This is a genomic window from Streptomyces tirandamycinicus, from assembly GCF_003097515.1.
In the GTDB taxonomy this organism is placed as follows: Bacteria; Actinomycetota; Actinomycetes; order Streptomycetales; family Streptomycetaceae; genus Streptomyces; species Streptomyces tirandamycinicus.
This window is the reverse complement of record NZ_CP029188.1, coordinates 5,554,663-5,580,172: the sequence shown is the minus strand read 5'-3', so window position 1 is coordinate 5,580,172 and position 25,510 is coordinate 5,554,663. Positions and strand designations below refer to the sequence as shown.

Annotated in this window: 12 protein-coding genes and 1 pseudogene; 5 read left to right on the top strand and 8 right to left on the bottom strand. The window is 73.0% G+C overall.

Annotated elements, in window-relative coordinates; all coding sequences use genetic code 11:
• The first annotated feature begins 250 nt into the window (after positions 1 to 250).
• Complete coding sequence (locus tag DDW44_RS24370) at positions 251 to 4,081, top strand: GH92 family glycosyl hydrolase (RefSeq protein WP_108907745.1); 3,831 nt, start codon at positions 251 to 253, stop codon at positions 4,079 to 4,081.
• A gap of 276 nt (positions 4,082 to 4,357) precedes the next feature.
• On the opposite strand, the gene DDW44_RS24365 is transcribed toward DDW44_RS24370, so the two are convergent.
• Positions 4,358 to 4,726: a DoxX family protein gene (locus DDW44_RS24365; protein ID WP_108907744.1), complete on the bottom strand. Its 369-nt coding sequence runs from the start codon at positions 4,724 to 4,726 to the stop codon at positions 4,358 to 4,360.
• A gap of 256 nt (positions 4,727 to 4,982) precedes the next feature.
• Between DDW44_RS24365 and DDW44_RS24360 the strand changes: the two genes are divergently transcribed.
• A complete protein-coding gene (locus tag DDW44_RS24360) occupies positions 4,983 to 5,882 on the top strand; it encodes a LysR family transcriptional regulator (RefSeq protein ID WP_017944781.1) in 900 nt (299 codons plus the stop codon).
• Between the two features lie 589 nt (positions 5,883 to 6,471).
• Here DDW44_RS24360 and DDW44_RS24355 read toward each other — a convergent pair.
• A complete protein-coding gene (locus DDW44_RS24355; protein WP_134407599.1) occupies positions 6,472 to 6,993 on the bottom strand; it encodes a hypothetical protein in 522 nt (173 codons plus the stop codon).
• A 423-nt stretch (positions 6,994 to 7,416) separates the two neighbouring features.
• On the opposite strand from DDW44_RS24355, the gene DDW44_RS24350 reads away from it, so the two are divergent.
• A complete protein-coding gene (locus tag DDW44_RS24350) occupies positions 7,417 to 10,944 on the top strand; it encodes a BTAD domain-containing putative transcriptional regulator (RefSeq protein ID WP_244224104.1) in 3,528 nt (1,175 codons plus the stop codon).
• A gap of 54 nt (positions 10,945 to 10,998) precedes the next feature.
• Here the strand turns inward: DDW44_RS24350 and DDW44_RS24345 are convergent, their stop codons facing one another.
• The 5 genes and pseudogenes from DDW44_RS24345 to DDW44_RS24325 all read right to left on the bottom strand — a co-directional run bounded on the left by DDW44_RS24345 (position 10,999) and on the right by DDW44_RS24325 (position 16,803).
• Entirely contained in the window at positions 10,999 to 11,466 is a 468-nt protein-coding gene (locus DDW44_RS24345; RefSeq protein ID WP_026164798.1) for a pyridoxamine 5'-phosphate oxidase family protein, read from the bottom strand.
• A gap of 271 nt (positions 11,467 to 11,737) precedes the next feature.
• Positions 11,738 to 12,004: pseudogene (locus DDW44_RS24340) on the bottom strand (IS1380 family transposase); the annotation flags it as partial.
• 242 nt (positions 12,005 to 12,246) lie between these two features.
• Positions 12,247 to 13,089: an NmrA family NAD(P)-binding protein gene (locus DDW44_RS24335; protein ID WP_108907741.1), complete on the bottom strand. Its 843-nt coding sequence runs from the start codon at positions 13,087 to 13,089 to the stop codon at positions 12,247 to 12,249.
• Between the two features lie 196 nt (positions 13,090 to 13,285).
• Positions 13,286 to 14,464 (bottom strand): acyl-CoA dehydrogenase family protein, encoded by a 1,179-nt coding sequence (locus tag DDW44_RS24330; protein ID WP_108907740.1) that lies wholly within the window; start codon positions 14,462 to 14,464, stop codon positions 13,286 to 13,288.
• Between the two features lie 911 nt (positions 14,465 to 15,375).
• Complete coding sequence (locus DDW44_RS24325; protein ID WP_108908934.1) at positions 15,376 to 16,803, bottom strand: MFS transporter; 1,428 nt, start codon at positions 16,801 to 16,803, stop codon at positions 15,376 to 15,378.
• A 182-nt stretch (positions 16,804 to 16,985) separates the two neighbouring features.
• Between DDW44_RS24325 and DDW44_RS24320 the strand changes: the two genes are divergently transcribed.
• Complete coding sequence (locus DDW44_RS24320) at positions 16,986 to 17,420, top strand: winged helix-turn-helix transcriptional regulator (RefSeq protein WP_108907739.1); 435 nt, start codon at positions 16,986 to 16,988, stop codon at positions 17,418 to 17,420.
• Between the two features lie 222 nt (positions 17,421 to 17,642).
• Positions 17,643 to 18,815 (top strand): acyl-CoA dehydrogenase family protein, encoded by a 1,173-nt coding sequence (locus DDW44_RS24315; RefSeq protein WP_244224103.1) that lies wholly within the window; start codon positions 17,643 to 17,645, stop codon positions 18,813 to 18,815.
• Positions 18,816 to 18,893: 78 nt separating this feature from the next.
• On the opposite strand, the gene DDW44_RS24310 is transcribed toward DDW44_RS24315, so the two are convergent.
• Positions 18,894 to 25,457: a type I polyketide synthase gene (locus DDW44_RS24310; RefSeq protein ID WP_244224102.1), complete on the bottom strand. Its 6,564-nt coding sequence runs from the start codon at positions 25,455 to 25,457 to the stop codon at positions 18,894 to 18,896.
• Between the last annotated feature and the right edge of the window lie 53 nt (positions 25,458 to 25,510).

Below are 25,510 nucleotides of genomic sequence, written 5' to 3'. Positions count from 1 at the left end.
GGGCGCGGACACGGCGGGAACGTGTGCGGGGAACACCCGGGCACAGTACGGCGGCGGCTGGGACGCCCTCGCGGGAGTCGCGCGGAAGCGGCCGGATCCGGACCCGGCACGCCGTCAACACCCTTGACACCAGGGGGCACTTGCCTCCCTACTGGTGCCTGCGCACCACTCCTGACAACGTTGTCCCCCCTCGCGTTCACGCCCTGTCCTCGCCCTTGTCCACCCCTCTCGGCGGGAGGAACGGCTTCCCATGCGGCCACGATCCAGCCCCAGGCACCCCCACGCCCGCTCGGCCGCCCTGGTGGCGGCCGCTTCCCTGCTGGTGGTGACGGCGCACTCGGCGGCCGTCGCCCTGCCCGCCCGGCCCGCGGCCCCCGCACCGGAGTTCTCCAGCTCCTTCGAGGCCGGCGAGACCCAGCCCGAATGGCGCAACACCGTGGACACCGGACCGGACGGGGCGAAGCGGTCCGCCGGGGTCGACGGCGGCTTCACCTCGGGCATCCCGGGCAATGTCACCGACAAGGTCGTCGAGCTGCGCGCCAGCGGCGAGAACGCCGCCGCCGGGGAGACCAAGGAGAACCTGGTCGACCTCCAGCCGTCCACCAAATGGCTCACCTTCGAACCGGCCGGCTGGGTCGAGTTCGGCACGGACGGCCCCGTCAAGGTCGTCACCTACGCGCTGACCTCGGCCAACGACTTCGCCGAACGCGACCCGAGGGACTGGACGCTCAAGGGCTCGGCGGACGGCGAGGACTGGACGGTCCTGGACACCCGCGAGGGCCAGACGTTCGACAAGCGCTTCCAGACGAGGATGTACGGCATCGACGCGGCGAAGGCCGGGCCGTACGCGCACTACCGCCTGGAGATCACCCGCAACAACGGGGCATCGGGCATCGTCCAGCTGGCCGACGTGCAGTTCTCCGACGGCGACACCGGCAGCCCGGTGCCGGAGGACATGCGCAGCCATGTCGACCGCGGCCCGGCGGGCTCCCCCACCGCGAAGGCCAACGCGGGCTTCACCGGCAAGCGCGCGTTGCGGTACGCGGGCACGCACAAGCCGGACGGCCGCGCGTACTCGTACAACAAGGTCTTCGACGTCGACACGGCCGTGCGTCGGGACACGGAGCTGTCGTACCGGATCTTCCCCTCGATGCCCGAGACCGATCCGCTCTACCCGGCCACCAACGTGGCGGTCGACCTCGCGTTCACCGACGGCACCTATCTGAGCGACCTCCGTGCGGTGGATTCGCACGGCGGGCCGTTGACGCCGCGGGGCCAGGGCGCCGCGAAGCGGCTCTACGTCAACCAGTGGAACCACGTGGCGTCCCGGATCGGCTCGGTCGCCGCGGGGAAGACCGTGGACCGGATCCTGGTGGCGTACGACGCCCCCAAGGGCCCGGCGAAGTTCCAGGGGTGGGTCGACGACATCCGGATCGCCCCGAAGGCGCCCCGGAAGCGGCTCGCGCACCTGTCGGACTACGCGTCGACGGTGCGCGGCACCCACTCCAGCGGCTCGTTCTCGCGCGGCAACACCTTCCCGGCGACGGCCGTCCCGCACGGCTTCAACTTCTGGACCCCGGTGACCAACGCCGGCTCGCTGAGCTGGCTGTACGAGTACGCGCGCGGCAACAACGCCGACAACCTGCCCACGGTGCAGGCGTTCAGCGCCAGCCATGAACCGAGCCCGTGGATGGGCGACCGGCAGACCTTCCAGCTGATGCCGTCCGCCGCCGAGGGGACCCCGGACACCGGCCGCGCCGCCCGCGCCCTGCCCTTCCGCCACGAGAGGGAGACCGCCCGCCCGCACTACTACGGCGTGACGTTCGAGAACGGGCTGAAGGCGGAGATCACCCCCACGGACCACGCGGCGATGATGCGGTTCACCTATCCGGGCGACGACGCGTCGGTCGTCTTCGACAACGTCACGGAGCAGGCCGGGCTGACGCTCGACCCGGCGACCAGCTCCTTCACCGGCTACTCCGACGTCAAGAGCGGGCTGTCCACGGGCGCCACCCGGCTGTTCGTGTACGGCGTCTTCGACGCGCCCGTCACCTCCTCCGCGTCCCAGGGCGTCACGGGCCACCTGCGGTTCGACGCGGGCGAGGACCGCACCGTGACGCTGCGCATCGCCACCTCCCTGATCGGCGTCGACCAGGCCAGGAAGAACCTCGCGCAGGAGATCCCGGCATCCGCCTCCTTCGGCCGGATCAAGGACCGGGCGCAGCACGCCTGGGACAGGCTCCTCGGCCGGGTGGAGGTCGAGGGCGCCACCCATGACCAGCTGGTGACCCTGTACTCCTCGCTCTACCGGCTGTACCTCTACCCGAACTCCGGCTTCGAGAAGGTCGACGGCAGGGACCGCTACGCCAGCCCCTTCTCGCCGCAGACCGGCCCGGACACCCCGACCCGTACCGGCGCGAAGATCGTCGACGGCCGGGTGTACGTGAACAACGGCTTCTGGGACACCTACCGCACGACCTGGCCGGCCTACTCCCTCCTCACCCCGAAGAAGGCGGGCGAACTGGTCGACGGGTTCGTCCAGCAGTACCGGGACGGCGGCTGGATCTCCCGCTGGTCCTCCCCCGGCTACGCCGACCTGATGACCGGCACCTCCTCCGACGTCGCCTTCGCCGACGCGTATGTGAAGGGCGTCCGAGGCTTCGACGCGGAGGAGGCGTACGAGGCGGCGCTGAAGAACGCGACGGTGGCCCCGCCGCACCGGGGCGTGGGCCGCAAGGGCATGGAGACCTCGCCGTTCACCGGCTACGCCTCCACCGAGACGCACGAGGGCCTGTCCTGGTCGCTGGAGGGCCACCTCAACGACTACGGCCTGTCGAGGATGGCGGCGGCCCTCCACGCGAAGACGGGGAAGGCGCGCTACCGGGAGGAGTCCGCCTACTTCCTGAACAGGGCCCGCAACTACGTGACGCTGTTCGACCGGAAGGCGGGATTCTTCCAGGGCCGCGACGCGAAGGGCGGCTGGCGGGTCCCCTCGGACGCCTACGACCCGAGGGTCTGGGGCTACGACTACACCGAGACCAACGGCTGGGGCTACGCGTTCACCGCGCCGCAGGACAGCCGCGGGCTGGCGAACCTGTACGGCGGCCGGCCGGGGCTCGCCGGGAAGCTCGACACCTACTTCGCGACCCCGGAGACGGCCTCACCGGAGTTCGTCGGCTCGTACGGCAGCGTCATCCACGAGATGACCGAGGCCCGCGACGTGCGGATGGGCATGTACGGGCACTCCAACCAGGTCGCCCACCACGTCGCCTACATGTACAACGCGGCCTCCCAGCCGTGGAAGACGCAGGAGAAGGTGCGCGAGGTGCTGTCCCGCCTCTACACCGGCAGCGAGATCGGGCAGGGCTACCACGGCGACGAGGACAACGGCGAGCAGTCGGCCTGGTTCCTGTTCTCCGCGCTCGGCTTCTATCCGCTGGTGATGGGCAGCGGGGAGTACGCGGTCGGCTCCCCGCTCTTCGAGAAGGCCACGGTCCACCTGGAGAACGGCCGCGAACTGGTGGTGAAGGCGCCCCGGAACAGCGCCCGCAACATCTACGTCCAGGGCCTGAAGGTGAACGGCGAGCGCTGGGACTCCACCGCGCTCCCGCACGCGCTGCTGGCGCGGGGCGGCACCCTGGAGTTCGCCATGGGCCCGGAGCCGTCGCGCTGGGGCACCGGCGGGGACGCCGCGCCCGTCTCGATCACCCGCGACGACAAGGTGCCCTCGCCCCGCCGGGACGCCATCAGCGGCACGGGCGCGCTCTTCGACGACACCTCCGGTACTCAGGCGGCGCTGGAGGCGGGCGTGGACCTGCCGGTCGCGGAGGGCACACGGGCCGTGCAGTACACGCTCACCTCCGCGGCGCGCGACACGGCTCCGGCGGGCTGGGTGCTGCAGGGCTCCCGGGACGGCACGGTGTGGGCCGACCTGGACCGGCGGTCCGGTGAGTCGTTCGCCTGGGACCGGCAGACACGGGTCTTCACGGTCGCCCGGCCCGGCACCTACCGGGAGTACCGGCTGGTCCCGGCTGTGGGCGCGGTGAAGCCCGTGCTGGCGGAGGTCGAGTTGCTGTCCTGAGCGCTGCCCGCCCCCGGGTCCGGGGCCGTGGTCCTCCGGGGCCGCGGCCCTGGCGTGCGTGCGTGGGGCGGAAGGGCCGGGACGCTGACCTGGTGTGGGGGCGGCGGGTGTGGGGGCCCGGCATGGGACGGCGGGCGTGAGGCCCGGAGTGGGGACCCGGCATGGGGACCCGGTGTGGAGACCCGGCAGGGGGACCCGGCAGGGGGACCCGGCATGGGGGCGGCCGACGCGCAGGCTCCGCGTGGGGCGGCGGGTGCGGGGGCCGCGGGACGGCTGTCAGGCTCCGTGGCCGGCCGGGACCGCGGCCGCGAGCACGAGCGCCGCGGCCGACAGGGCCAGGAAGAGCAGCGGTCCCGCGAGGTTGTGGAAGACACGGGCGCGGACGTGGAACACGAGGGCGCCGATGAAGAAGAGCACCAGCCCGGTGGCGGCGGCCAAGCCGATGGCGGTGAAGCCGAGGAGACCGAGCAGGAGCCCCAGGGCCGCGGCGCCCTTCAGCGCGCCGAGGGCGGGCAGCCAGGACGGCGCAACGCCGACCGCGGCGGCGTTGGCGACCACGAACCGCGCCCGGAGGAAGTTGGCGACGGCCTCCACGGCGTTGGCCGCGATGGTGACGACGGTGACGACTGCGTAGGCGGTGAACATTGGAGGGCCTCTATTCTGCTCGGCGGGCAGGGACGCGGGACGCACCGGCGCGATCCGGGGACGGCGAAGGGTGCATGGGGAACGGCGATCCGTGGACGGTGAGGAGCGCACCGGCCCCGATCCGGCGAAGGCGACGGGTGCACGGGTACACGGGTGACGACCCGTGGTGCGAGGTGCCGGGCGGCCCGTGTTCGACACGTCCAGCCTGCCGAGCCCGCTGCGGGGCGTCCAATGCCCGTTTCCATAACCTCACGGCATGGATGTCGACACCCGGTTGCTGCGCTCCTTCGTCGCCGTGGCGGAGGAGGGGAGCCTGACCCGCGCGGCGGAGCGGCTGTTCGTGTCGCAGCCCGCCCTGACCAGGCAGGTCCGGCAGCTGGAGACACTGCTGGGCGTGGTGCTGTTCGCGCGCTCCCGGGCCGGTATGGCGCTTACCGAACCGGGCCGGGCCCTGGCGCGGCGGGTCCCGTCGCTGCTGGCGGACTGGGACCGGACGCTGCGGGAGACGAAGGGCGCGGCAAGCCGCTCGGAGCGGGTACTGAGGGTCGGCTTCCTGGCCAGTGCGGCCAACGAGGCGACACCGTCCATCATCGCGGAGTTCGCCCGGCGCCGGCCGGGCTGGCGGGTGGAGATGCGGCAGGCGGCCTGGTCGAACCCGAGCGCGGGGCTGGCCGACGGGGACGTCGACGCCGCCCTGCTGCGGCTGCCGTTCCCCGGCCAGGACGCGCTGCGCGTGGCGGAGTTGCTGGAGGAGCCCCGGTGGGTGGCCCTGCCCTCCGGCCATCCGCTGGCCGCGCGTGCGGAGGTGGCGTTCCGCGACCTGTGGGACGAGCCGTTCGTGGCGGCGCCGCCGGAGACCGGTCCCTGGCGGGACTACTGGCTGGCGGCGGACGAGCGCGGTGGCCGGCCGGTCCGTATCGGCGCCGTCACCGACCAGCCGGACGACTGGCTCAGCGCGATCGCGAACGGCTACGGGGTCGCGCTCGCGCCCGAGTCCGCCGCCCGCTTCTACGCCCGGCCGGGGGTCGCCTACCGGCCGGTGAGCGGTGTCAGCCCCAGCCGGGTCGGAGTGGCGTGGGCTCCCGTGGACGACGGCAACGAGGTGGTGCGGGACTTCGTCGACTGCTGCCGCGAGGCGGTGGCCGGGTTGCGATGACCGGCTCCCAGGCGGGCCGGGCCCGGATCTCGTGTAGCCCCGTGCGCCGGGACGGGCTCACCGGGCCGGGCGGGGAAGCGTGCGCGGCGCCGCTCCGGGAGGAACGACGAGGGGCGTCCGTACGGTCGGGCACGGACCGGCGTCCCGGCGCGAGTCCCGGTGGCGGACGAGCTCCGGCAGCGGACGTGGGCCCGGTGACGGCGAAGGGCCGCAACCTCGCGACGGGTTGCGAGGTTGCGGCTCTTGGCGGACGGCCTGGGCGCCCTACCGCTTGGTCGCGGTGCGGCCGGTCGCCGGGTGGTCCCGCGGCCGGACCGGCCGTGGGCCGACTGCGTGCGGACCGGGATCCGGATTACTTGCGGATCAGGCTCCACAAGTACTCCCGTTGACGTGCTCCCTGGCCTGAGGTCCAGGGATTCCGGCCTGGGTCGTCTGACCGTTCCGGGGGCTTCCTGCTTCACCGCGCTGTGCGGGGCGTACGCCCACTACCGGCTGGTCCTCAACGGTGCGGGACGCCGGTGGAGGTGGAGCTGCCGGCCTGAGCGGGCGGCGGGAGGGGTCGTACCGCCCGCCGCCGGTCCGTGCTGCGTCACGTGCCGTCCGGCCGACCGGTGGTACCGGCCCCCGGTCCGGCGCCGCGGGCCGCGCGGCCCAGGGACTGGAGGGCGAGGGCGCGGGCCGGGACGTCGGGGAGGCGGCGGGCGGCGCACTCCAGCAGGAGCGTGGCGACGGTGAGCCGCATCCGGGAGGCCGGCAGAGCGGGCCCGCCCGCGGGGCGGTTCAGGCCCGGCGGAGCCGGCTGGGGCTGCGGGAACAGCGTCAGGGCCCAGTCGAGCAGGGTGCGGCAGGCGCGGTCCACGTCCGGGTGGCCGGTCGCCGCCAGCGCGGTCGGGAGTTCACCGGCCAGGTCGCCGAGGATCTCCTCGCGGTGGACGCGCAGCAGGACGATGTGGGGCTCGGGTGGTGCCGGTCGGGGTTCTCGGGTGCCGGCCCCGCGGGTCGCCCACGTGGGCGCGACCGCCGAGAGGCCTTCGTGCAGTGCGACCGCGAAAGCGCGGCCGATGAGTGCCGTGGTGTCCTCGAGTGCGCCCACGGGCGCGGGCCTGCTCACCTTTATTCCCCCTTAGTCACACACGTGGGTGGAAGTTGTGTTTACCGCTCGAAATCACACATTCCTGGATACGTCACATTCAGCCAACCGCACCCGACGGTAACCGCGCCGCTCCCGCTTCCGCCCATGCCGCGATCACGCCCGGCTCTCCGTGCGCGCGGGGCAGATGATGGGCCTCGGATTACCCGGCGGTGAACACCGCTCTCCCTCCGACCGCCCGGCCAACCGACCGGAGGGTGGCTGGTATTCGACGGTCGCCTCCGCTCTTCGTGCGTGAGATAGCTGACATTGTCACTGCCCTTTTGACCTGCGAGCTACTGTGACGGCATGCGATTCGAGGTGTTGGGCCCACTTGAAGTACGCACGGTGACGGGTAGGCCAGTCCGTGTACCGGAGGTCAAGGTCCGCGCTTTATTGGCCTGTTTGATCGCAGATCACGGCCGGGTGGTGCCCACGGCCCGGCTGATCGACGCGCTGTGGGCGGGTGCACCCCCCGCCAATCCCACCGCCTCGCTGCAGGCGAAGGTCTCCCAACTGCGCCGCGTGCTGGAGGACGCCGAGGAGGGGGCCCGCGACCTGGTCGTGCACCGGGCCCCCGGCTACGTGCTGCGGGCCACGCCCGACACGGTCGACGTGGGGGAGTTCCGCACCCTGGTGGCCCACTCCCGCAAGCTGGAGGACCCGCGGGCCAGGGCGACGGCCCTGGCGAAGGCGCTGGCGCTGTGGCGGGGGCCGGCGTTCGCCGACTTCGCCGACGGCCCCTTAGTCCGGACGGCCGTCGCAGGGCTGGAGGAGGAGCGGCTGACCGCGGTCGAGGAGCACATGGAGGCCCGGCTCGACTGCGGCGAGCACAGTCTACTCGTGGGGGAACTCACCGCGCTGGTCGCCGCCCATCCGCTGCGGGAGCGGCTGCGCATGGCGCACATGCGCGCGCTCTACCACGTCGGCCGCTCGTCGGAGGCGCTGGACAGCTACACCGATCTGCGCCGGCACCTGGCGGAGGAACTGGGGCTGACGCCGGGTCAAGTCCTTGAGGCGCTCCAGCAGGCCATCCTGCGCCAGGACCCCGCCCTTAACGGGGTGCTCCCCGAGCCCTACGCCGCGCCCTCGATGCGTGCCCGCACCAATCTGCCCGATGTCGCCGACGACCTGGTGGGGCGGGAGGACGCGGTGGCCGAGAGCCGGCGGCTGCTCTCCCGGCACCGGCTGGTCACGTTCACCGGGCCCGGCGGCGTCGGCAAGACCCGGCTGGCCGTGGCGGTCGCCGCCGGGCTGGTCGGCGAATTCCCGGACGGCGTCTGGCTGGTGGAACTGGCCGGTCTCCGGTTCGTCGACGGCGCAGAGGGGTTGTCCTGCGTGTCCCAGCACGTGCTGGCAGCGCTCGACATCCGGGAGAGCACCGAAGGAACCACCGTGCCGGAGGCGGACATCGACCACGGCTGCCGGTCGGAGCGGCGGCTGGTGGAGTTCGCGGCGTCCCGCCGGATGCTGCTCGTCCTGGACAACTGCGAGCACATGGTGGACGACGTGGCCATGCTGGTGGGCCGCCTCCTCGAAAGGGCGCCGGGCGTCAAGCTGCTGACTACCAGTCAGGAACCGCTGCGGGTGCAGGGCGAGACGGTCTGGCCCGTACCGCCGCTGCGACTGCCCGAGTCCACCGAGCCGGAGGCGCTGGAGCAGTCCAGTGCCGTACGGTTGTTCGTCGAGCGGGCGCGCTCCGCCGACCCCACCTTCGTCGTGGACGCGGAGACGGCCCCCGCGATCGCCGCCCTCTGCCGTCGCCTGGACGGCACCCCGCTGGCGCTGGAGTTAGCCGCCACCCGGGTCAGGGCGCTCGGCATCCACCAGTTGCTGGAGCGGCTCGACGACCGGTTCCGGGTGCTGAAGTCCGGCTACCGGGGCGCTCCGCACCGCCAGCAGACCCTGCAGGCGACCATCGACTGGAGCTGGAGCCTGCTCACGCCGCAGGAGCAGACCGTGCTGCGGCGGCTGTCGGTGCATGTCGACGGGTGTGCGCTGGACGCGGCGGAGCAGGTGTGCGCCGGGGGCGAAGTGGCGGCCGACGAGGTAGTCGACATCCTGGCCCGGCTGGTGGACCGGTCGCTCGTGGTCCGCAGCGACGCCCCACACGGCGCCCGCTACCAGTTGCTGGAGTCCGTGGCGGTGTACGCGCAGGCCCGGCTGACGGATTCGGGTGAGGCGGCCGAGGTGGCCCGGCGGCACGCCGACCACTATGTCCGGCTGGCCGAGGAGGCCCGGCCGCACCTGGGCGGACCCGAGCAGCACCGCTGGCTGCGGCGGCTGTCTGCGGAGACCGGCAACGTCCGCAGGACCCTGCAGGAGCTGCGCGGGGCGCGGTCGGCGGAGCCGACCCTGCGGCTGGTGAACGCGCTGGCCTGGTTCTGGATCCTGATGGGACGACTCACCGAGGGGCACCGCTCGCTGTGCTCGGCCCTGGAGCTGGCGGCGGTCCTGCCCGGCCCGGAGGAGGGCGGGCCGGACCGGCCGGCCACTCCGGCGGTGGCCGAGGCCGCCGCCTGGTGCCAGGGCATCCGGCTGCTGCTCGGCGAGGTCAAGCTGGAGGAGCACTGCCGGGTGGCCGGCCAGGACGCCCCGGGCGTCCGCACGGTGGGGCTGGCCCGCGCCAAGTGGTTCACCGGGTACGCGCTGTGGGACGTGGGTGCGCTGGCGGCCGCGGAGCAGCTGGTCAACGAGGCACTGGCGGACTTCCGGGCGCTGCGCGACGAGTGGGGCGTGGCGGCGGCGCTGAGCAGCCGGGCCGCGCTGGCGATGACCCGCGGGGATCTGAACGGCCTGCACGACGACGCACTGGAGGCGCGCGCCCAGTTCACCCGGCTCGGTGACGCCTGGGGCGAGCTGAAGGCGGCGCAGGCGCTGGCCGTAAACGCCGAGATCACCGCCGCGTACGGGCAGGCGACACAGCTGCACCGGGAAGGGCTGCGGATGGCGGAGTCGCTGGAGCTGTGGCCAGAGGTGTCGCGCCAGCTGTCCGGGCTGGGCCGGATCGCGCTGCTGTCCGAGAGCTACGACGAGGCGGACGAGTTCCACCGCCGGGCGATGCGGCTGGCGGTGGAGCAGGGCAACCGGCCCGCCGAGCAGATGGCCGAACTGGGGCTCGCGCTCGGCGCGCGGCGGCGGGGCGACCTGGAGGTGGCGGAGCGCCATCTGCGGCCGTGGCTGGCCTGGAACCGCAGCCGGGGCGCCAACAACGCGCTCGCCCTGATCTGGGCCGAGTTGGGCTTCTGCGCGGAGCTGCGCGACGACGCCGCGGAGTGCCTGGCCCGGCACCGCGACGGACTGGTCGCCGCGGTGGCCTCGGAGGACCCGCGCGCGGTGGCGCTCGCCCTGGAGGGTCTCGCCGGCGCCCACGCGCTGCAAGGCGACGCGGTCCGGGCGGCGCGGCTGCTCGGCACCGCGGAGGCGACCCGGGAGCGCTCCGGCGCGCCGCTGCCCCGGGCGGAGCAGGGCGATGTGCGGCGGGTGTCGGCGCGGGCCCGGGATCTGCTCGGCGCGGAGGTCTTCGCCGCGCAGGTCGCGGCGGGGCGCGAGGTGGACCACTTGGTGGCGGCGGACGCCGAGCTGGGCGGTACGTCCGCAGGGCTGCCGGGGTCCGAGGGGTTGTCGGCGTCCGAGGGGTTGCCGGCCTCCGCGGGCCGGGCCGAGGGCATGGGCGCCGGCTCTGACTCCCGTTCCGACTCCGCCTCCGGTTCCGGGGAACCGGAGGCCGGGCGGAGACCCGACTGCTCCCCGGAGACGTCCGCCGAGGGGCAGCCCGGCGGCTCCGGGCCCGACGCGGCGGAGGAGCCCGCCGACGCGTGTTCGCTGCAGGCTCGCGCCCGGCACCCACCGCAGTGGATCCGCCCCTGCCCCACCGACAGGAACTTCCGCGCCGAGGACGCCGGCTGGCCGGGACGCGACATCCCGGCGTGAGGGGACGGCGGGCGGACCCGGTGCGGGTGAGGCGGGGGCTGGTGCTCAGTGGTGCTACTCATCGGTCCAGATACGGCTGCTCAGGTCCGAACCGCGCAGCACCTGGACGCGCCACGGCTCGATCCGCAGGACGTGGTACTTGGGGTCCGCCGGGCCCAAGTGCCAGAAGTTGCGCGGGTTGTAGCCGACCCCGGCCGGGCTGCCCTTGGCGTACAGGTCCCACGCGTACTTCTTGGTCTCCGGGTCGTCGACCCACCGGGAGACGCTGTCGATGAAGACGGCGTTCTGCCGGGGATTCCAGTATGAGTATGTGGTGTGGGCATTGTTCGCCAGGTGCGCCACCTTGACGGGTGTCTTGTAGGCGGCCAGCCAGCCGACCGGCTTACCGTCCACCGTTTCCCAGATGGGCAGCAGAACGCGCGCCCGGGGGCGGTTCTTCTTGTCGACGGTGATCATCGTGCAATACACGATGTCCTGAATATAGGTCATGAAGGCGTTCTCGATTTCCGAGAACGAACTCACCTTCACAGCAGCCATCACGGCACCTCGGAAAATTCATCGCAGATACCGGGTGAATTCGCACCCGTTGATCTCAGCGTGCCCTATGGGCAGCCTCGGGGAAAGAAGGCACTTTGAAGTCACCGACTCACCGCCGGGGAACCCGGCGTCCATCGCGCTAAGAGCTGTCCCGCAATCCCCAGCGGACGCACGACGACAGCTGCGGCACCTCGCCGTGTTGTCGGATCGCCCGAATACGCCCAGTATGAGGGCGACTCTCCGCCTTGCGATGCACCAGGTTGCGCAGGCCGGTGGCACGGGCGGCACGGATGCGGTCCTCGGCCCTCGCCCGCCGGTGGTGCCGCAGTTCGAGTACGGCGATCGGAAGGTCCGCTGTGTTGGTGGCGAAGCAGGTCAGCCGTAGTCCGTCGGCGTCGGTGATCCGCAATTGGGCGCCGGGATCGGGCCGTTCCTTCCGCACGATCAGCCGCATCCCGCTCGGCCGGCCGTTCAGCACGTCACCGGCGATCTCGGCGACCCGGGCGCCGTCACGGATGTCGCCGCTCCAAACCGGACTTGCGGATCGTCTCCACCAGCAGCACGGCCCCGGGGCCGGCGAGACCACCCCTCGACCACCGCCCTCGGCGCGGACACGCGGGTACGACCCGATACCTTTCTTCACCTGGAAAGTGCCTCCGACAGGGGCGGGAGCGAGGGCCTAGACAATCCTCATTCTCGCTGGTCAGAGGCACTTTCTGCTGTCCTGATCACCAGCTGGACAGCCCACTTCGTGACAGCGCGAGGCTAGAGCGCCCAGGCGCCGTCCGCCGCGGCCTGGCGGGCGAACGCGGCGAAATCGCGGGGCGGACGGCCCAGCACGCCCTCGACGGTGCCGGTCGGCTCGGCGTTGAGGTTGTCGCGGATCTGCGCGACGAGATCGGCGACGAACCGCGCGTAGTCGGCGGGCACTTCGTAGGAGACCAGCTCGGCCACGTACTCCTCGTGGTCGACGGGCACGTAGGCGACGGGGCGTCCGGCGGCGCGGGAGATCTCCTCGGCGACCTCGGCCAGGGTGAGGGCGCGGCTGCCGCTCAGGTCGTAGACCCGGCCGTCGTGCCCGTCGTCGAGCAGGGCCGCGGCGGCGACCTCGGCGACGTCCTCGGCGTCCACGAACGGCTCGCGGCCGTCCCCGGCGGGCAGCCGCAGCTCGCCGGCGCGGACGGCGTCGAGCAGGACGCCCTCGTCGAAGTTCTGGAAGAACCAGTTCGGCCGCAGCACGGTCCACTGCGCGCCGGAGTCGCGCACGCCGCCCTCGCCCGCGCTCAGGTCCTTGCCGCCCACGAGCCCCGTCGTACGGGCCTGGAGCAGGACGAGACGGCGTACGCCGCAGTCGACCGCGCGCTTGGCCAGATCGCGTATCTGGGACTCGGCGTCCCATACACCGGGCTTGTCCTGCCGGTCGACGATGTAGGCCGCATGAGCGCCGGTGAGGGCCGGTGCCCAGGTGCTGTCGTCGTCCCAGTCGAAGCGGACGTCGGTGGACCGGCCGGCGGCGCGGACCGAAGCGCCGCGCTCGCGCAGGGCGCGGACGACCCGACGCCCGGTCTTTCCGGTGCTGCCGATGACGAGGATGTCTGACTGTGACATGGCTTCGCCTCCCTTGCTGATGGGGAACTGGGGTGGGAAGTGCTGAGCCAGTGGCGGAGGAGTGCCGCTGGGCGGGGGGAAGACGCAGGGGCCACCGGACGGCCGTGACGGTCCGGCGACCCCTGCGCCCTGTGCGCGCCGGGCCTGGTCCGACCGCGTGGCCTCGGATGACCGGCCACGGGGTCGATCGCCTGGATCAGAGGAAGGGGGTGTCGGGCGCCAGGCCGAGGATGGACCGGCCGTGCACTTCCTGGTTGGTGTGGAAGGCGAACAGCGCGTGCAGCGCGAGACCGCGCAGGTCGCGGTGGTAGCGCTGGAACGGGACGTCCTTCATGATCACCGAAGCGCCGCTGGCCTCGAACAGCTCGTCCACGGCCTCCTTGGCGAGCTGGATCGCGAAACCGGCTTTGCCGCGGACGGCGGCCCGCTCCTCGACGGAGGGCGCGGTGCCGGCGTCGGCGTGCTCCTGGATCAGGCGCAGCCAGGTCTCCTGCAGCGCCTCGGCGGCGGCGATCTTGTTGGCGGCTGTGGCCACCTGGATCTGTGTCACCGGGGACTGGCTCTGGTCGGTCCACGACGTGTACGTGATGCCGCGTCCGGGGAGCCGCTCCAGGAACAGCTCGTAGGCGCCCCGGGCGATGCCGAGGTAGGCCGACGCGCCCTGGGCCATGAAGAACGGGACGAAGGCGTAGTTGCGGCCGGTCGCGCCGGTGTTGGAGCGGTCGCCGGTGGTGCCGGCGAGCACGTCGAGCAGGCTGACCACGCGGTGCGCGGGGACCTTGACGCCGGAGGCGGAGACGGTGGAGCTGCCGGTGCCCGCGGCGGCCGAGGCCTGCCAGTCGTCGGCGATCTCCAGCTCGGAGAACGGGACCAGGGCGGCGTGCGGCACCGGGGTGCCGTCCGGGGTGGTCAGCAGCGCGGCGAGCAGGCCGTAGTCGGCGCCGCGGGAGCCCGAGATCCACTTCCAGCTGCCGCTGAGGGAGTAGCCGCCGTCCTCGGGGGTGAGGGTGCCGGTTGGCGTGAAGCCGGTGGAGACCTTGAGCGAACCCTCGGCGTACACCTCCTTCTGGGCGGCGTCCGGGAAGAGGCTCGGCACCCAGGAGCTGGACAGCCAGATCATCGCGACCCAGCCGGTGGCGGTGTCGGCGCGGGCGATCTCACTGAGGACCTTGACCTGGTCGGCTACGGGGGCCTCCAGACCGCCGAAACGGGCCGGGACATTGAGACGGAAGACGCCGGCCTTTTCCAGAAGCTCGATGTTCTCGTCCGGAATCCAGCGCCGTTCCTCGGCCTGTGTGCCGGATTCCCGGAACCGGTCGGCCAGGGACTTCACCTCGTCGAGCACCGCAGCGATCGTGCTGTCGTTCGTGGTCATTCTGCCTCCTCAGCGATATACGTCCGGCCGTGATTCCCGGAACGAATCCGCGCACTGTGCGAACTGTGGAACGCATTCTGGCCACCGCCGCTCTTGCGCCGGTAACCGCGGACTCTCGGCCTTCAGTGACCGAAACGCGACCGACGCACAGAGGGTCAGCCACCGGTAATGGACCGGCCCCGGGAAGGGAGAACCCCCAGTTCCGGCGGGGCGAGAGCCCACGAACGAGAGGGCTGGACAAGACGCCCACCACGCCTCCGGCAGCCTCCGCAGCCGAGGGTGGCGTCGGTGGCGGCCGGGGCCCGGGGGTGGCACCGGGGGGCAAGGCCTGGGCCGAGGTCGGGCCGGAGGCGGGCCTGGGCTGGAGGCGAGTCGGGACGAGGCGGCGTGCGGCCGCCTCCTTCGCGGCGCGCAGCGCCACGCGGGCGAGGTCGACACCCGGGGGGCGCCCGCTTTGGTGTTGGTCGGTCGTACGCGCTCTACCGCCCCGCCGGATACCCGCACCGGCCGGCACGCCGGGGACATCGTCGTCGACCACGGCCGACCACGGCCGTCACCAGCACCTGTTCGCCGGGCTCGACCAGCTCGGCCAGCCGCTCCCGGCGGCAGGCCGGGGCCGAGGCCGGCGGCCGGGACCGGGGTGAAGACCGGGCCAGGAGGCGGGACTTGGTCCGGGGCCGAGGGTTGGGCAGAAGCCGGGAGCGCGGGGTTGAGGCCGTGGCCTGGGGTGGGCCCGGGGCTCGGGTCGGGGCCGACGGCGAGCCGAGCCGTCCCCACCCCGCCCAACCGAGCCGAACCCGCCCCGCCCGGGGCAACCCCGTTTGCCCAGCGCGCGGGGAAAGGACTTCGCCCCAGGCCCGGGGAATTGGCCTGAGGCGAAGTGGTGCCGGGGAGTCCGGGCGGTGTGGGGGTCAGCGGGCGGTCTCGACCGACTCGAGGACGGGGTCGTTCGCCGGGACGGCTTCCGCGGTCGCCGCGCCGGACTTCTTGCGCAGGCCGAACATGCTGATCACGACGGCGACGGCGGCGGCCACCAACGGGACGAGCAGGGCAGCCTGGTAGCCGTCCAGCAGCGCCTGGTCGCTCGTGCCGTCGGTCACCGCAGTGAGGACGGCGGTGGCGGAGGACAGACCGAGCGCCGCACCGAACTGGAAGGAGGTGTACAGCAGACCGCCGGCGACGCCCTGCTCTTCCTCCGCGATGCCCTCGGTGGCGACGATGGTCAGCGGACCGTAGGCCAGCGAGAAGGCGAGACCCAGGATGATGAGGCTCGGGAACATCATCATGTAGGTCCAGTCGAGGCCCAGCGGCAGCATCAGCGCGTAGGACAGCGTCGCCAGCAGCAGACCGCCGAAGATGACCCGCGCGTTGCCGAACTTGTTCACCAGCCTCGGGGTGAGCGTCGGCGACAGGATCGCGTCGATGCCGATGACGATCATCGCGAAGCTGGTCTGCAGCGTGGACCAGCCGCGCAGCTCCTGAAGGTAGAGCACGACGATGAACTGGAAGCCGAAGAACCCGGCGGCGAAGAGCAGACCGGCGATGTTCGAGCGGACCAGGCTGCCGTTGCGGAAGATGCCGAGGCGGACCAGCGGGGAGGCCGCCTTGCGCTCGATGAGCACGAAGGCCAGGAACAGCACCAGGCTGGCCGCCACGGTCACCGCGGTGATGCCGACCGTCTCGTGGCTGGCGCGCTCGACGGCGAACACCAGCAGCAGGATGCCCGCGGTCACGCTGATCGCACCGCCGATGTCCATGCTCTGGCCGTTGCGGTCGGGCTTGGCAGACTTGGGGATGAGGGCCGCGCCGGTGACCAGGATGAGGGCCGACAGAATGACCGGGGCGAAGAAGACCCAGCGCCAGTCGACCGAGGCCAGCAGACCACCGACGACCAGGCCGATGGAGAAGCCGCCGGCCGCGGTGCCCGAGTAGACCAGCAGGGCCTTGTTGCGCTGCGGGCCCTCCTCGAAGCTGGTGGTGATGATCGACAGACCGGCCGGGGTCATGAAGGCCGCCGCCACACCGGTGACGAAGCGGGCGACGACCAGCGTCCAGCCTTCGCTGGCCAGACCGCCCAGACCGGAGAAGAGCAGGAAGACGGTCAGCCAGAAGAGGAACATCTGGCGACGGCCGAAGAGGTCGGCGGCGCGACCGCCGAGGAGCATGAAGCCGCCGTAGCCGAGGACGTAGGCGCTCATGACCCACTGGAGGGTGCCGGTGGACAGCCCCAGGTCGGCCCGGATCGACGGCAGGGCCACGTTGAGCATCGCCACGTCGACGCCCTCGAGGAAGATCGCACCACAGAGCACGAACAGCACGCCCCAAGCGCGCCCACTCATGCGATCGGTGCCGCTGTCCTGATGGGATTGCAGTGCGGACACGGAAAGACTCCTTGGAGAGAAAAGAGCGAGAACAGGTATGGGACGGCCGCGGACGGGTCTGACCGAAAACACGCGGATGTGTCGGGACCAAGGCGGTTCCCACTTGTAACCACAGGCATCTTCGGGCAGTCTTGAGGACTATGGAAGAAGGCACTTTGAAGTCACTGACTCACTGCGCGGGTACCGAGGACGAGTACGAGGCGCTGCAGTGGGACACCCGGCAGGGGTGTGAAGTGCGGCATATCCTCGACCGCGTGGCGGACAAGTGGTCCCTGCTGGTGATAGCGCTGCTGGAGCGCCGCAGCCTCCGCTTCTCGGAGCTGCGCCGGCAGATCGACGGGGTCAGCCAGCGCATGCTGACCGTCACGCTGCGTCAGCTGGAGCGTGACGGCCTGGTCAAACGCACGGTGCACCCGGTCGTTCCGCCGCGTGTGGACTACGAGTTGACCCCTCTGGGGGGGACGTTGCACTCCACCATCCGGAGCCTGGTGATCTGGACCGAGGAGCACCAGAGCGAGATCGCGGCCGCGCGAGCCGAGTACGACAAACGGGCGGACCCGGCCGTGGCGTCCTGACCGGCGGCCCGGCCCACGAAGCCGTTTCACCGCGCCCGTTCCGCTGTTGTCCACCCGTTCAAATCCAGGCCGGAATCCCGAGGGGTCCGGCCCTCATTCGTTTCCGATGACCGGAGGATTACCGGCCGATTACCGCACGGTGATCCACCAGGGAAAATTCCTCGTTACCTTTCGACGGAATGCCCGTCTTACCTTCTGGGCGTACCAGGTTCGGAGGAACGTGTGTCAATTCAGGATTCGGCCGAGGTGTTGGCTGCCGTCCGCGAAGCCGTGCCGGTGATCCGGGAACACGGCATCGAGGCGGAGAGGCAGGGGCGGGTGCCGCGGGAGACGCTGCGGCGCCTGGACCGGGCCGGAGTGTTCCGTATGGCCGTGCCCGAACGGTTCGGTGGTCTGGATCTTTCCCTCGAGCGGCAGGCGGAGGTCGTGGGCCGGATCGCCGGGGCCTGTCCGGCCACCGGCTGGAACATGACGGTCTGGCTCACCGGGGCGCTGATCGCCGGCCTGTACCCGGACAAGGCGCAGAAGGAGGTCTTCGACGGGGGCTCGGTGCGGGTGTCGCTGGGCTTCGCGACGACCGGCCGGCTGACCCCGGTCGAGGGAGGCTACCGGCTCAGCGGGCGCTGGGGCTACAACTCCGGCTGCCACGCCGCCGACTGGGACGTGCTGGGCGCGGTGCTGGAGCGGCCGGACGGGACCGAGGAGGAGTTCTTCGCCCTCGTACCGCTGACGGAACTGTCCATCGTCGACGACTGGGACGTCTCGGCGGGAAGCGGCACTGGGAGCGCTACCACGGTCGCCGAGGACGTCTTCGTGCCCGCCCACCGGCTCATCGGGTACGACGCGTCGCTGACCGGGGAGACCGGTGAGCGGTGGAACGCGCAGGTGCCGGGGCGGGGGTACGGCGCAGTCGCGTTCATCATGTCGCTGTACGCGAGCATGGCCCTCGGTCTCGCCCGCGGCGCCCTGGAACTGTTCTTCGAGCGGCTGCCCGGGCGCGGGATCACCTACACCGACTGGGACGACCAGCGCCGGCACCCGCTGGTCCAGCAGCAGGTGGCGGCCGCGGCCAACCGGATCGAGGCCGGCGCCGCGCTGACCGACCGGGTGATCGCGCTGCTCCAGGAGCGCGCCGACGCCGGTGAGCGGCCCACCGACGCGGAGAAGGCTCAGGTCCGCGGGCGGACCGCGTTCGCCGGGGACCTGGCCAAGGAGGCCGTCCAGCTGCTGTATTCGCTCAGCGGCGCCTCGGTGCTCAAGCGCAGCGTGCCCATCCAGCGCTACCACCGGGACATCCTGGGCTTCACCCAGCACGCCCTGGCGCATCCGCTGCCGAATCTGGAGATGCAGGGCCGCGTCCTGATGGGGCTCGCCCCGGGCTCGTACATCCTCTGAGGCATTCGTCGCACGGCGCGGGGCGGCGGCCGCCGCCCCGACTGGGGCGGCGGCCGTCGCCCCACTCGGGGCGGCCGATCAGCCGGCCTGGGCCGTCGCGGGCGGGAAGTGGCCCTCCTGGACGAAGAACTCGACGTACCTGGCGAAGAGTTCCTCGGTCAGCGGCGGGCAGCTGATGCCGGTGCCGTCCAGCGCGGCCTCCGTCTCCCCGGTGTCGAGGGCCGGGTAGAAGGCGTCGGTGTCGGACGTCATCATCTCGAACGCGTGCAGCAGCGGCTGGAGCGCGTTGTCCCGGTCCGCGCGCACCGCCTCGCGCCACCCGTCGGTGTCGGCCTCGTCCAGCCGGTAGCCGAGGCGGCGCAGGTAGGTCACGCAGTCGGCGAGGCTGAGCGAGCTGCGGTTGAACAGGTGGTAGGTGCCGCCTGCGCCCTGCGGCCGAGTGGAGATGCCGAGGATGGCGGCGCTGACATAGTCCACGGGCAGCAGGTGGAAGCGGCCGCCGGTGCCGGAGGGCACCAGGCCCGCCTGGAGCAGTCCCTTGAGGCCGAGCCAGACGAAGTCCCGGGTCTGGCAGGCGCCGTTGTCGCGGTCGCCGGAGATCACGTCCACCCGGTAGACGGAGACGGGCAGGCCCCGCTCCCGGGCCAGCTCGACGACCTGCTCGGCGACCCACTTGCTGCGCAGATAGCCGCTGGGCAGCACCTCGGCGGGCCCGGTCGGGTCGGTGACCTTCAGTGGGACGCCCGGGGTGACCGGCCCGTCGAACACCCCGACCGTGGAGACGTGGTGCACGGGGACCGTGCGGTGCCGGGCGGCCAGCCGCAGCACTTCGCGTGTGCCGCCGACGTTGGCGGTGCGCAGCGCCTCGTAGGGCTGGAGCCAGTGCACGGAGGCGCCGGCGTGGTAGACGACGTCGGCCGTGCGGGCCAGTTCGTCGTAGCGCTCCTCGGTCAGTCCGAGCCGTTCCTCGGCGAGGTCGCCGACGTGGACGTGCAGCCGCTCCTCGTCGATGTCGTCCCAGACGCGGTACCACCGCAGACCGGAGCGCAGCCGCTCGCGGGCGGTCTCCTCGTCGGTGCCGCGGACCAGGCAGTGGATGCGGGCGGTGGTGGTGCGCATCAGGTCGCGCAGCAGGAACGCGCCGAGGAAGCCGCTGGCGCCGGTGAGCAGGATCTCGCGCGGGTCGGAGACGGTGCGGACGACCTCGGCGGCGGGCCGGATGTCGTCGGGCAGGAAGATGTCGGCCGCGTAGTCGACGGCGTCGGCCGCGGCGTCCGGGCCCGTGCCGTCCGCGCCGGGCGCCAGTTCGGCGAGCACGTGGCCGGCCAGGGCCTGCGGGGTCGGGTGGTCGAAGACGACGGTGGCGGGCAGGGTCAGGCCGGTGAGCGCGGCGACCCGGTTGCGCAGTTCCACCGAGGTCAGCGAGTCCAGCCCGAGCTGCGGGAAGGAGCGGTCCGGTGCGATGCCGTCGGGGCCGGAGCGGCCCAGGATGCGGGCGATCTCGGCGGTCAGCGCGGCCAGGACGGCGGCGTACCGGGCGTCCTCGTCGTCGAGGGCGGCGAGCCGGTCGGCGAGCGAGGCGCCGTCCTCGGCCCGGCTGTGGGCGGTGGCCCGCCGTGGCGTCCGCACCAGGGCGCCGAGCACGGCCGGTGTCCGCGGCTGCTCGCGCAGGGCGGCCAGGTCGAGCGGGGTGGCCACCGGGTCGGGCCCGAGCCGCAGGGCCAGGTCGAACAGGCCCGGCCCCTGCTCGGTGGCGACCGGGAGGAAACCACTGCGGGCGATCCGCTTGAGGTCGGTCTCGGTGAGGTCGCCGGTCAGTTCGGAGGCCTGCGCCCACAGGCCCCACGAGATGGAGGTGGCGGGCAGACCGTGGGCCGCCCGGTGCCGGGCCAGCGCGTCGAGGAACAGGTTGGCGGCGGCGTATGTCGCCTGGCCGGGGCCGCCGACCACGGAGGCGACGGACGAGAACGTCACGAACGCCGTGAGCTCGTGGTCGCGGGTCAGTTCGTGCAGGTGCCAGGCGGCGTCGGCCTTGGGCCGCAGCACCGCGGCGAGGCGCTCGGGGGTCTGCGCGCCGATCAGCCCGTCGTCCAGCACACCGGCGGTGTGCATGACGCCGCGCAGCGGGTGCTCGGCGGGGACGGCGGCCAGCAGCCCGGCGAGGGCGTCCGGGTCGGACACGTCGCAGGCGGCGATGGTCACGGAGGCGCCGAGGCCGGTCAGTTCGGCCCGCAGCCGGTCCGCGCCGGGGGCGTCGGCGCCGCGCCGGCTGACCAGCAGCAGGTGCCGTACCCCGTGCCGGGTGACCAGGTGCCGGGCGAAGAGCCCGCCCAGGGAGCCGGTGCCGCCGGTGATCAGGACGGTGCCGTCCGGGTCCCAGACCGGCTCGCCGCCGGCCCGGGTCACCCGTGGGGACCGCTCCAGCCGGGGCACGAGCACGCGCGGCCCGTCCGCCCGGCCGTCCTGCGGCTCCCGTACGGCGGCCTGGGGTTCGCCGGAGGCGACCAGGGCCGACAGCACGGCGTCCAGGCCGGGCGCGTCCGGGTCGGGGACGTCGGCGAGGACGATCCGGCCGGGCGCCTCGGACTGGGCCGAGCGCAGCAGGCCCCACGCGGCGGCGGCGCCGAGGTCGCGGATGTCCTCGCCGTCGGCGGTGGACACCGCGCCGCTGGTCAGCACGACCAGCGGGACGCCGTCGAGGGCGTCCTCGGCCAGCCAGGTCCGGGCCAGTTCCAGGGCGCGGCCGACCGTGGCGCGCACCGCCTGCGGGGGTGTGGTGCCGGCCGGTGTGGTGAGGCGGACGCGCACGGCGTCGACCGGCGTGCCGGTGCCGATCGCGGCGGCGACGGCCCGCGTGTCCGGTGCGCCGCCGTCGATGGCGAGTTCCACCCAGTGCAGCGTGGCGGGCGGGAGCGGCCGGGGGGTCCAGGCGAGCCGGAACAGCGCGTCGTGGTCGCGGGTCCGGGCGGCGCTCAGGGCGGCCGGGTCGTGGGCGCCGAGGGTGACCGCGTCGGCCTCGGCGACGGGGGCGCCGGCGGGGTCGGCCAGGTGCAGGGCGTAGGTGTGGTCGGTGCCGGGGCGCGGGGTGACGCGCACGCGCAGTTCGCGGGCGCCGGTGGCGTACAGCCGGGTGCCCTGCCAGCGGACGGCCGAGGTGCGCGAGCCGAGGACGGGGTGCAGGGCGGCGTCGAGCAGGGCGGGGTGGATGCCGAACCCGTCTGCGGTGTCGGCGAGTTCGTCGTCCAGGCGCAGTTCGGCGAAGTACGTCCCGTCGAGCTGCCACAGCCCGGTCAGACCGCGCAGGCGTGGTCCGTACGACACCCCGGCGGCGGTGAGCCGCGCGTACGGGTCGTCCGGGTCGACGGCGGTGGCGCCGGCCGGGGGCCACGGGGCCGGGTCGGCCGCGGCGGGCGGGGTGAGCGGGGCGGTGCCGAGGACGCCGTGGGCGTGGCGGACCCAGGTCGCCCCGGGGTCGCCGGGCCGTGTGTGCACGGTGACGGCACGCCGCCCATCGGCGTCGGTCGCGCCCACTCGGATCTGCAGGCGCAGCGCGCCGTCACGGGGCAGGACCAGCGGTTCGTCGAGGGTCAGCTCCTCCAGTGCGGTGCCGCCGCTGTCGTCGCCCGCGCGGATGGCGAGTTCGGCGAGGGCGGCGCCGGTCACGACGGCCTCGCCGGCCACCGTGCGGGCGGCGAGCCAGGGGTGGCTGCGGGCCGACACGCTTCCGGTGAAGACGGTCTCGTCGCTGTCGCCGAGGGTCAGGGCGATGCCCAGCAGCGGGTGGTCGGCCCGGTCGAGCCCGAGCCCGCCCGCGTCGGCGGACGCGGCGGAGGCGTCCACCCAGTAGCGCTGGTGCTGGAAGGCGTACGTCGGCAGGGGGACGCGACGGGCGCCGGAACCGGCGTAGAACGCCTCCCAGTCCACTCGGGTGCCGGCGAGGTGCAGTTCGGCGAGTCCCTCGACCAGGCCGGTCGGCTCGGCGCGGTCGCGCCGCTGGAGGGCGAGGGCCCGGGTGCCGGAGCGGTCGGCGAGGACGCCGCGGTTGAGGGCGGTCAGGACGCCGTCGGGGCCGATCTCCGCGTAGGTGCGGACGCCCTGCTGCTCCATCGCGGTGACCGCGTCGGCGTACCGCACGGCCTCGCGCACCTGCCGTACCCAGTAGTCGGCGGAACGCAGGTCCTCACCGGCGGCGAGACGACCGGTCAGCGTGGAGACGACCGGGATGCGCGGGGCCTGGAACTCGACGCCCTTCAGAACCGTGCGGAACTCCTCCAGCATCCCCTCCATACGCGGCGAGTGGAACGCATGCGACACCGACAGCCGCCGCACCCGGCGACCGGCCCCGGCGAACCGGGCCGCCACCTCCTCCACCGCCGCCTCGTCGCCGGAGATCACCACAGCCGTAGGCCCGTTGACGGCCGCGACACCCAACTCGGCCTCCCGGCCCACGAGCAGCGGAGCCACCTCCGCCTCCGACGCCTCCACCGCCACCATCACACCACCCCCCGGCAGCGCCTCCATCAACCCCGCCCGAGCAGCCACCACCCGGCAGGCATCCGCCAACGACAACACACCCACCGCATGCGCCGCCGCCAACTCCCCCACCGAATGACCCGCCACCACCGACGGAACCACACCCCACGACTCCACCAGACGGAACAACGCCACCTCGAACGCGAACAACGCCGGCTGCGCCCACCCCGTCCGATCCAAACGCCCCGAACCGTCCTCCTCGAACATCACCTCCCGCAACGACCCACCCAACAACGGATCCAGCACCCCGCACACCTCACCCAACACCGACGCGAACACCGGATACGACGCAGCCAACTCACGCCCCATCCCCACCCGCTGCGCACCCTGACCCGAGAACACAAAACCCAACGCGCCAGTGCCCGACGCGGAGGACGCGGCCGCGCGGGACGGGTCGGCGGCCAGCTCCCGCAGAGCGGCCTGGAGTTCGTCGCGGCCGGTGCCGGTCAGGGCGACGCGGTGGTCGTGCAGGGTGCGGGTGGTCGCCAGGGAGTAGCCGAGGTCGGCGGCGGTCAGGCCGGGGTGCTCGGACAGGTGGGCGAGCAGCCGCTCCGCCTGGGCGGCGAGAGCCTGCCGGTCGCGGGCGGAGACGAACCACGGCACGGCCGGGAGCGGCGTGGCCGGCTGGTCCTGGGCGGCCGGTTCGGCCTCGGGTGCTTCGAGGATGACGTGGGCGTTGGTGCCGCTGACGCCGAACGCGGAGACCGCCGCGCGGCGCGGCCGGTCGCCCTCCGGCCAGCTGCGTGGCTCGGTGAGCAGTTCGACGGCGCCCGCCCCCCAGTCGACCATCGGCGTGGGCTCGTCCACGTGCAGGGTGCGGGGCATCAGCCCGTGCCGCATCGCCTGCACCATCTTGATCACCCCGCCGACACCGGCGGCGGCGACGGTGTGGCCGATGTTGGACTTCAAGGAGCCGAGGTACAGCGGCTCTTCGCGGTTCTGGCCGTAGGTGGCCAGCAGTGCCTGCGCCTCGATCGGGTCGCCCAACCGGGTGCCGGTGCCGTGCGCCTCGACGACGTCCACGTCCGCCGGGGCCAGTCGCGCGTCGGCCAGCGCCTGCCGGATCACCCGCTCCTGCGAGGGACCGTTCGGCGCGGTCAGTCCGTTGCTCGCACCGTCCTGGTTCACCGCGCTGCCGCGGACGACGGCGAGGACGCGATGCCCGTTGCGCCGGGCGTCCGAGAGCCGCTCCACGACGAGCAGGCCGACGCCCTCCGACCAGGAGGTGCCGTCGGCGGCGGCGGCGAAGGACTTGATCCGGCCGTCGGGGGCCAGACCGCGCTGGCGGCTGAAGTCGACGAACCCGCCCGGCGTGGCGGTGACCGTGGCGCCGCCCGCCAGGGCGAGCGTGGACTCGCCGGCGCGGACGGACTCGACGGCCAGGTGCAGGGCGACCAGGGAGGAGGAGCAGGCGGTGTCGACGGACAGCGCGGGCCCCTCCAGTCCGAGGGTGTAGGCGATCCGGCCGGAGGCGACGCTGCTGAGCTTCCCGGTCATCAGGTAGCCCTCCAGCTCGGCGGGGCCCTCCAGTCCGAGGTAGCTCTGCTCGACCACGCCGGCGAACACGCCGGTGCGCGATCCGCGCAGCGAGGCCGGGTCGATGCCGGCGTCCTCCAGGGCCTCCCAGGCGGTCTCCAGCAGCACCCGCTGCTGCGGGTCCATCGCCAGCGCCTCGCGCGGGGAGATGCCGAAGAAGTCGGCGTCGAAGAGCGCGGCGCCGTCCAGGAACCCGGCCTCGCGGGCGTACGACGTCCCGAGGTCGTCCGCGTCGGGGCTGTACAGGGCGTCCAGGTCCCAGCCGCGGTCGGCGGGGAACGCACTGATCGCGTCCCGGCCGTCGGCGACCAGGCGCAGCAGGTCGTCGGGGCTGCTCACGCCGCCCGGGAACCGGCAGGCCATGCCGACGATGGCGATGGGCTCCTCGGTGGCGGACTCCAGTTCGGTGATGCGCTCGCGTGCCTTCTGCAGGTCCGCGGTCACCCACTTCAGGTAGTCGACGAGCTTCTGTTCCTTGGTCTGCGCCGCCGAGGACTGCGAGGACTGCGCGGACGGCGCGGGCTGGGCGGGCTGGGCGGGCTGGGCGGGCCGGGCGGGCTGCTGTGCGGACATGCGAAGGAAAGCCTCTCCTTGAACGCCGGGACAGGGCAGGTGCGACGGTGGGG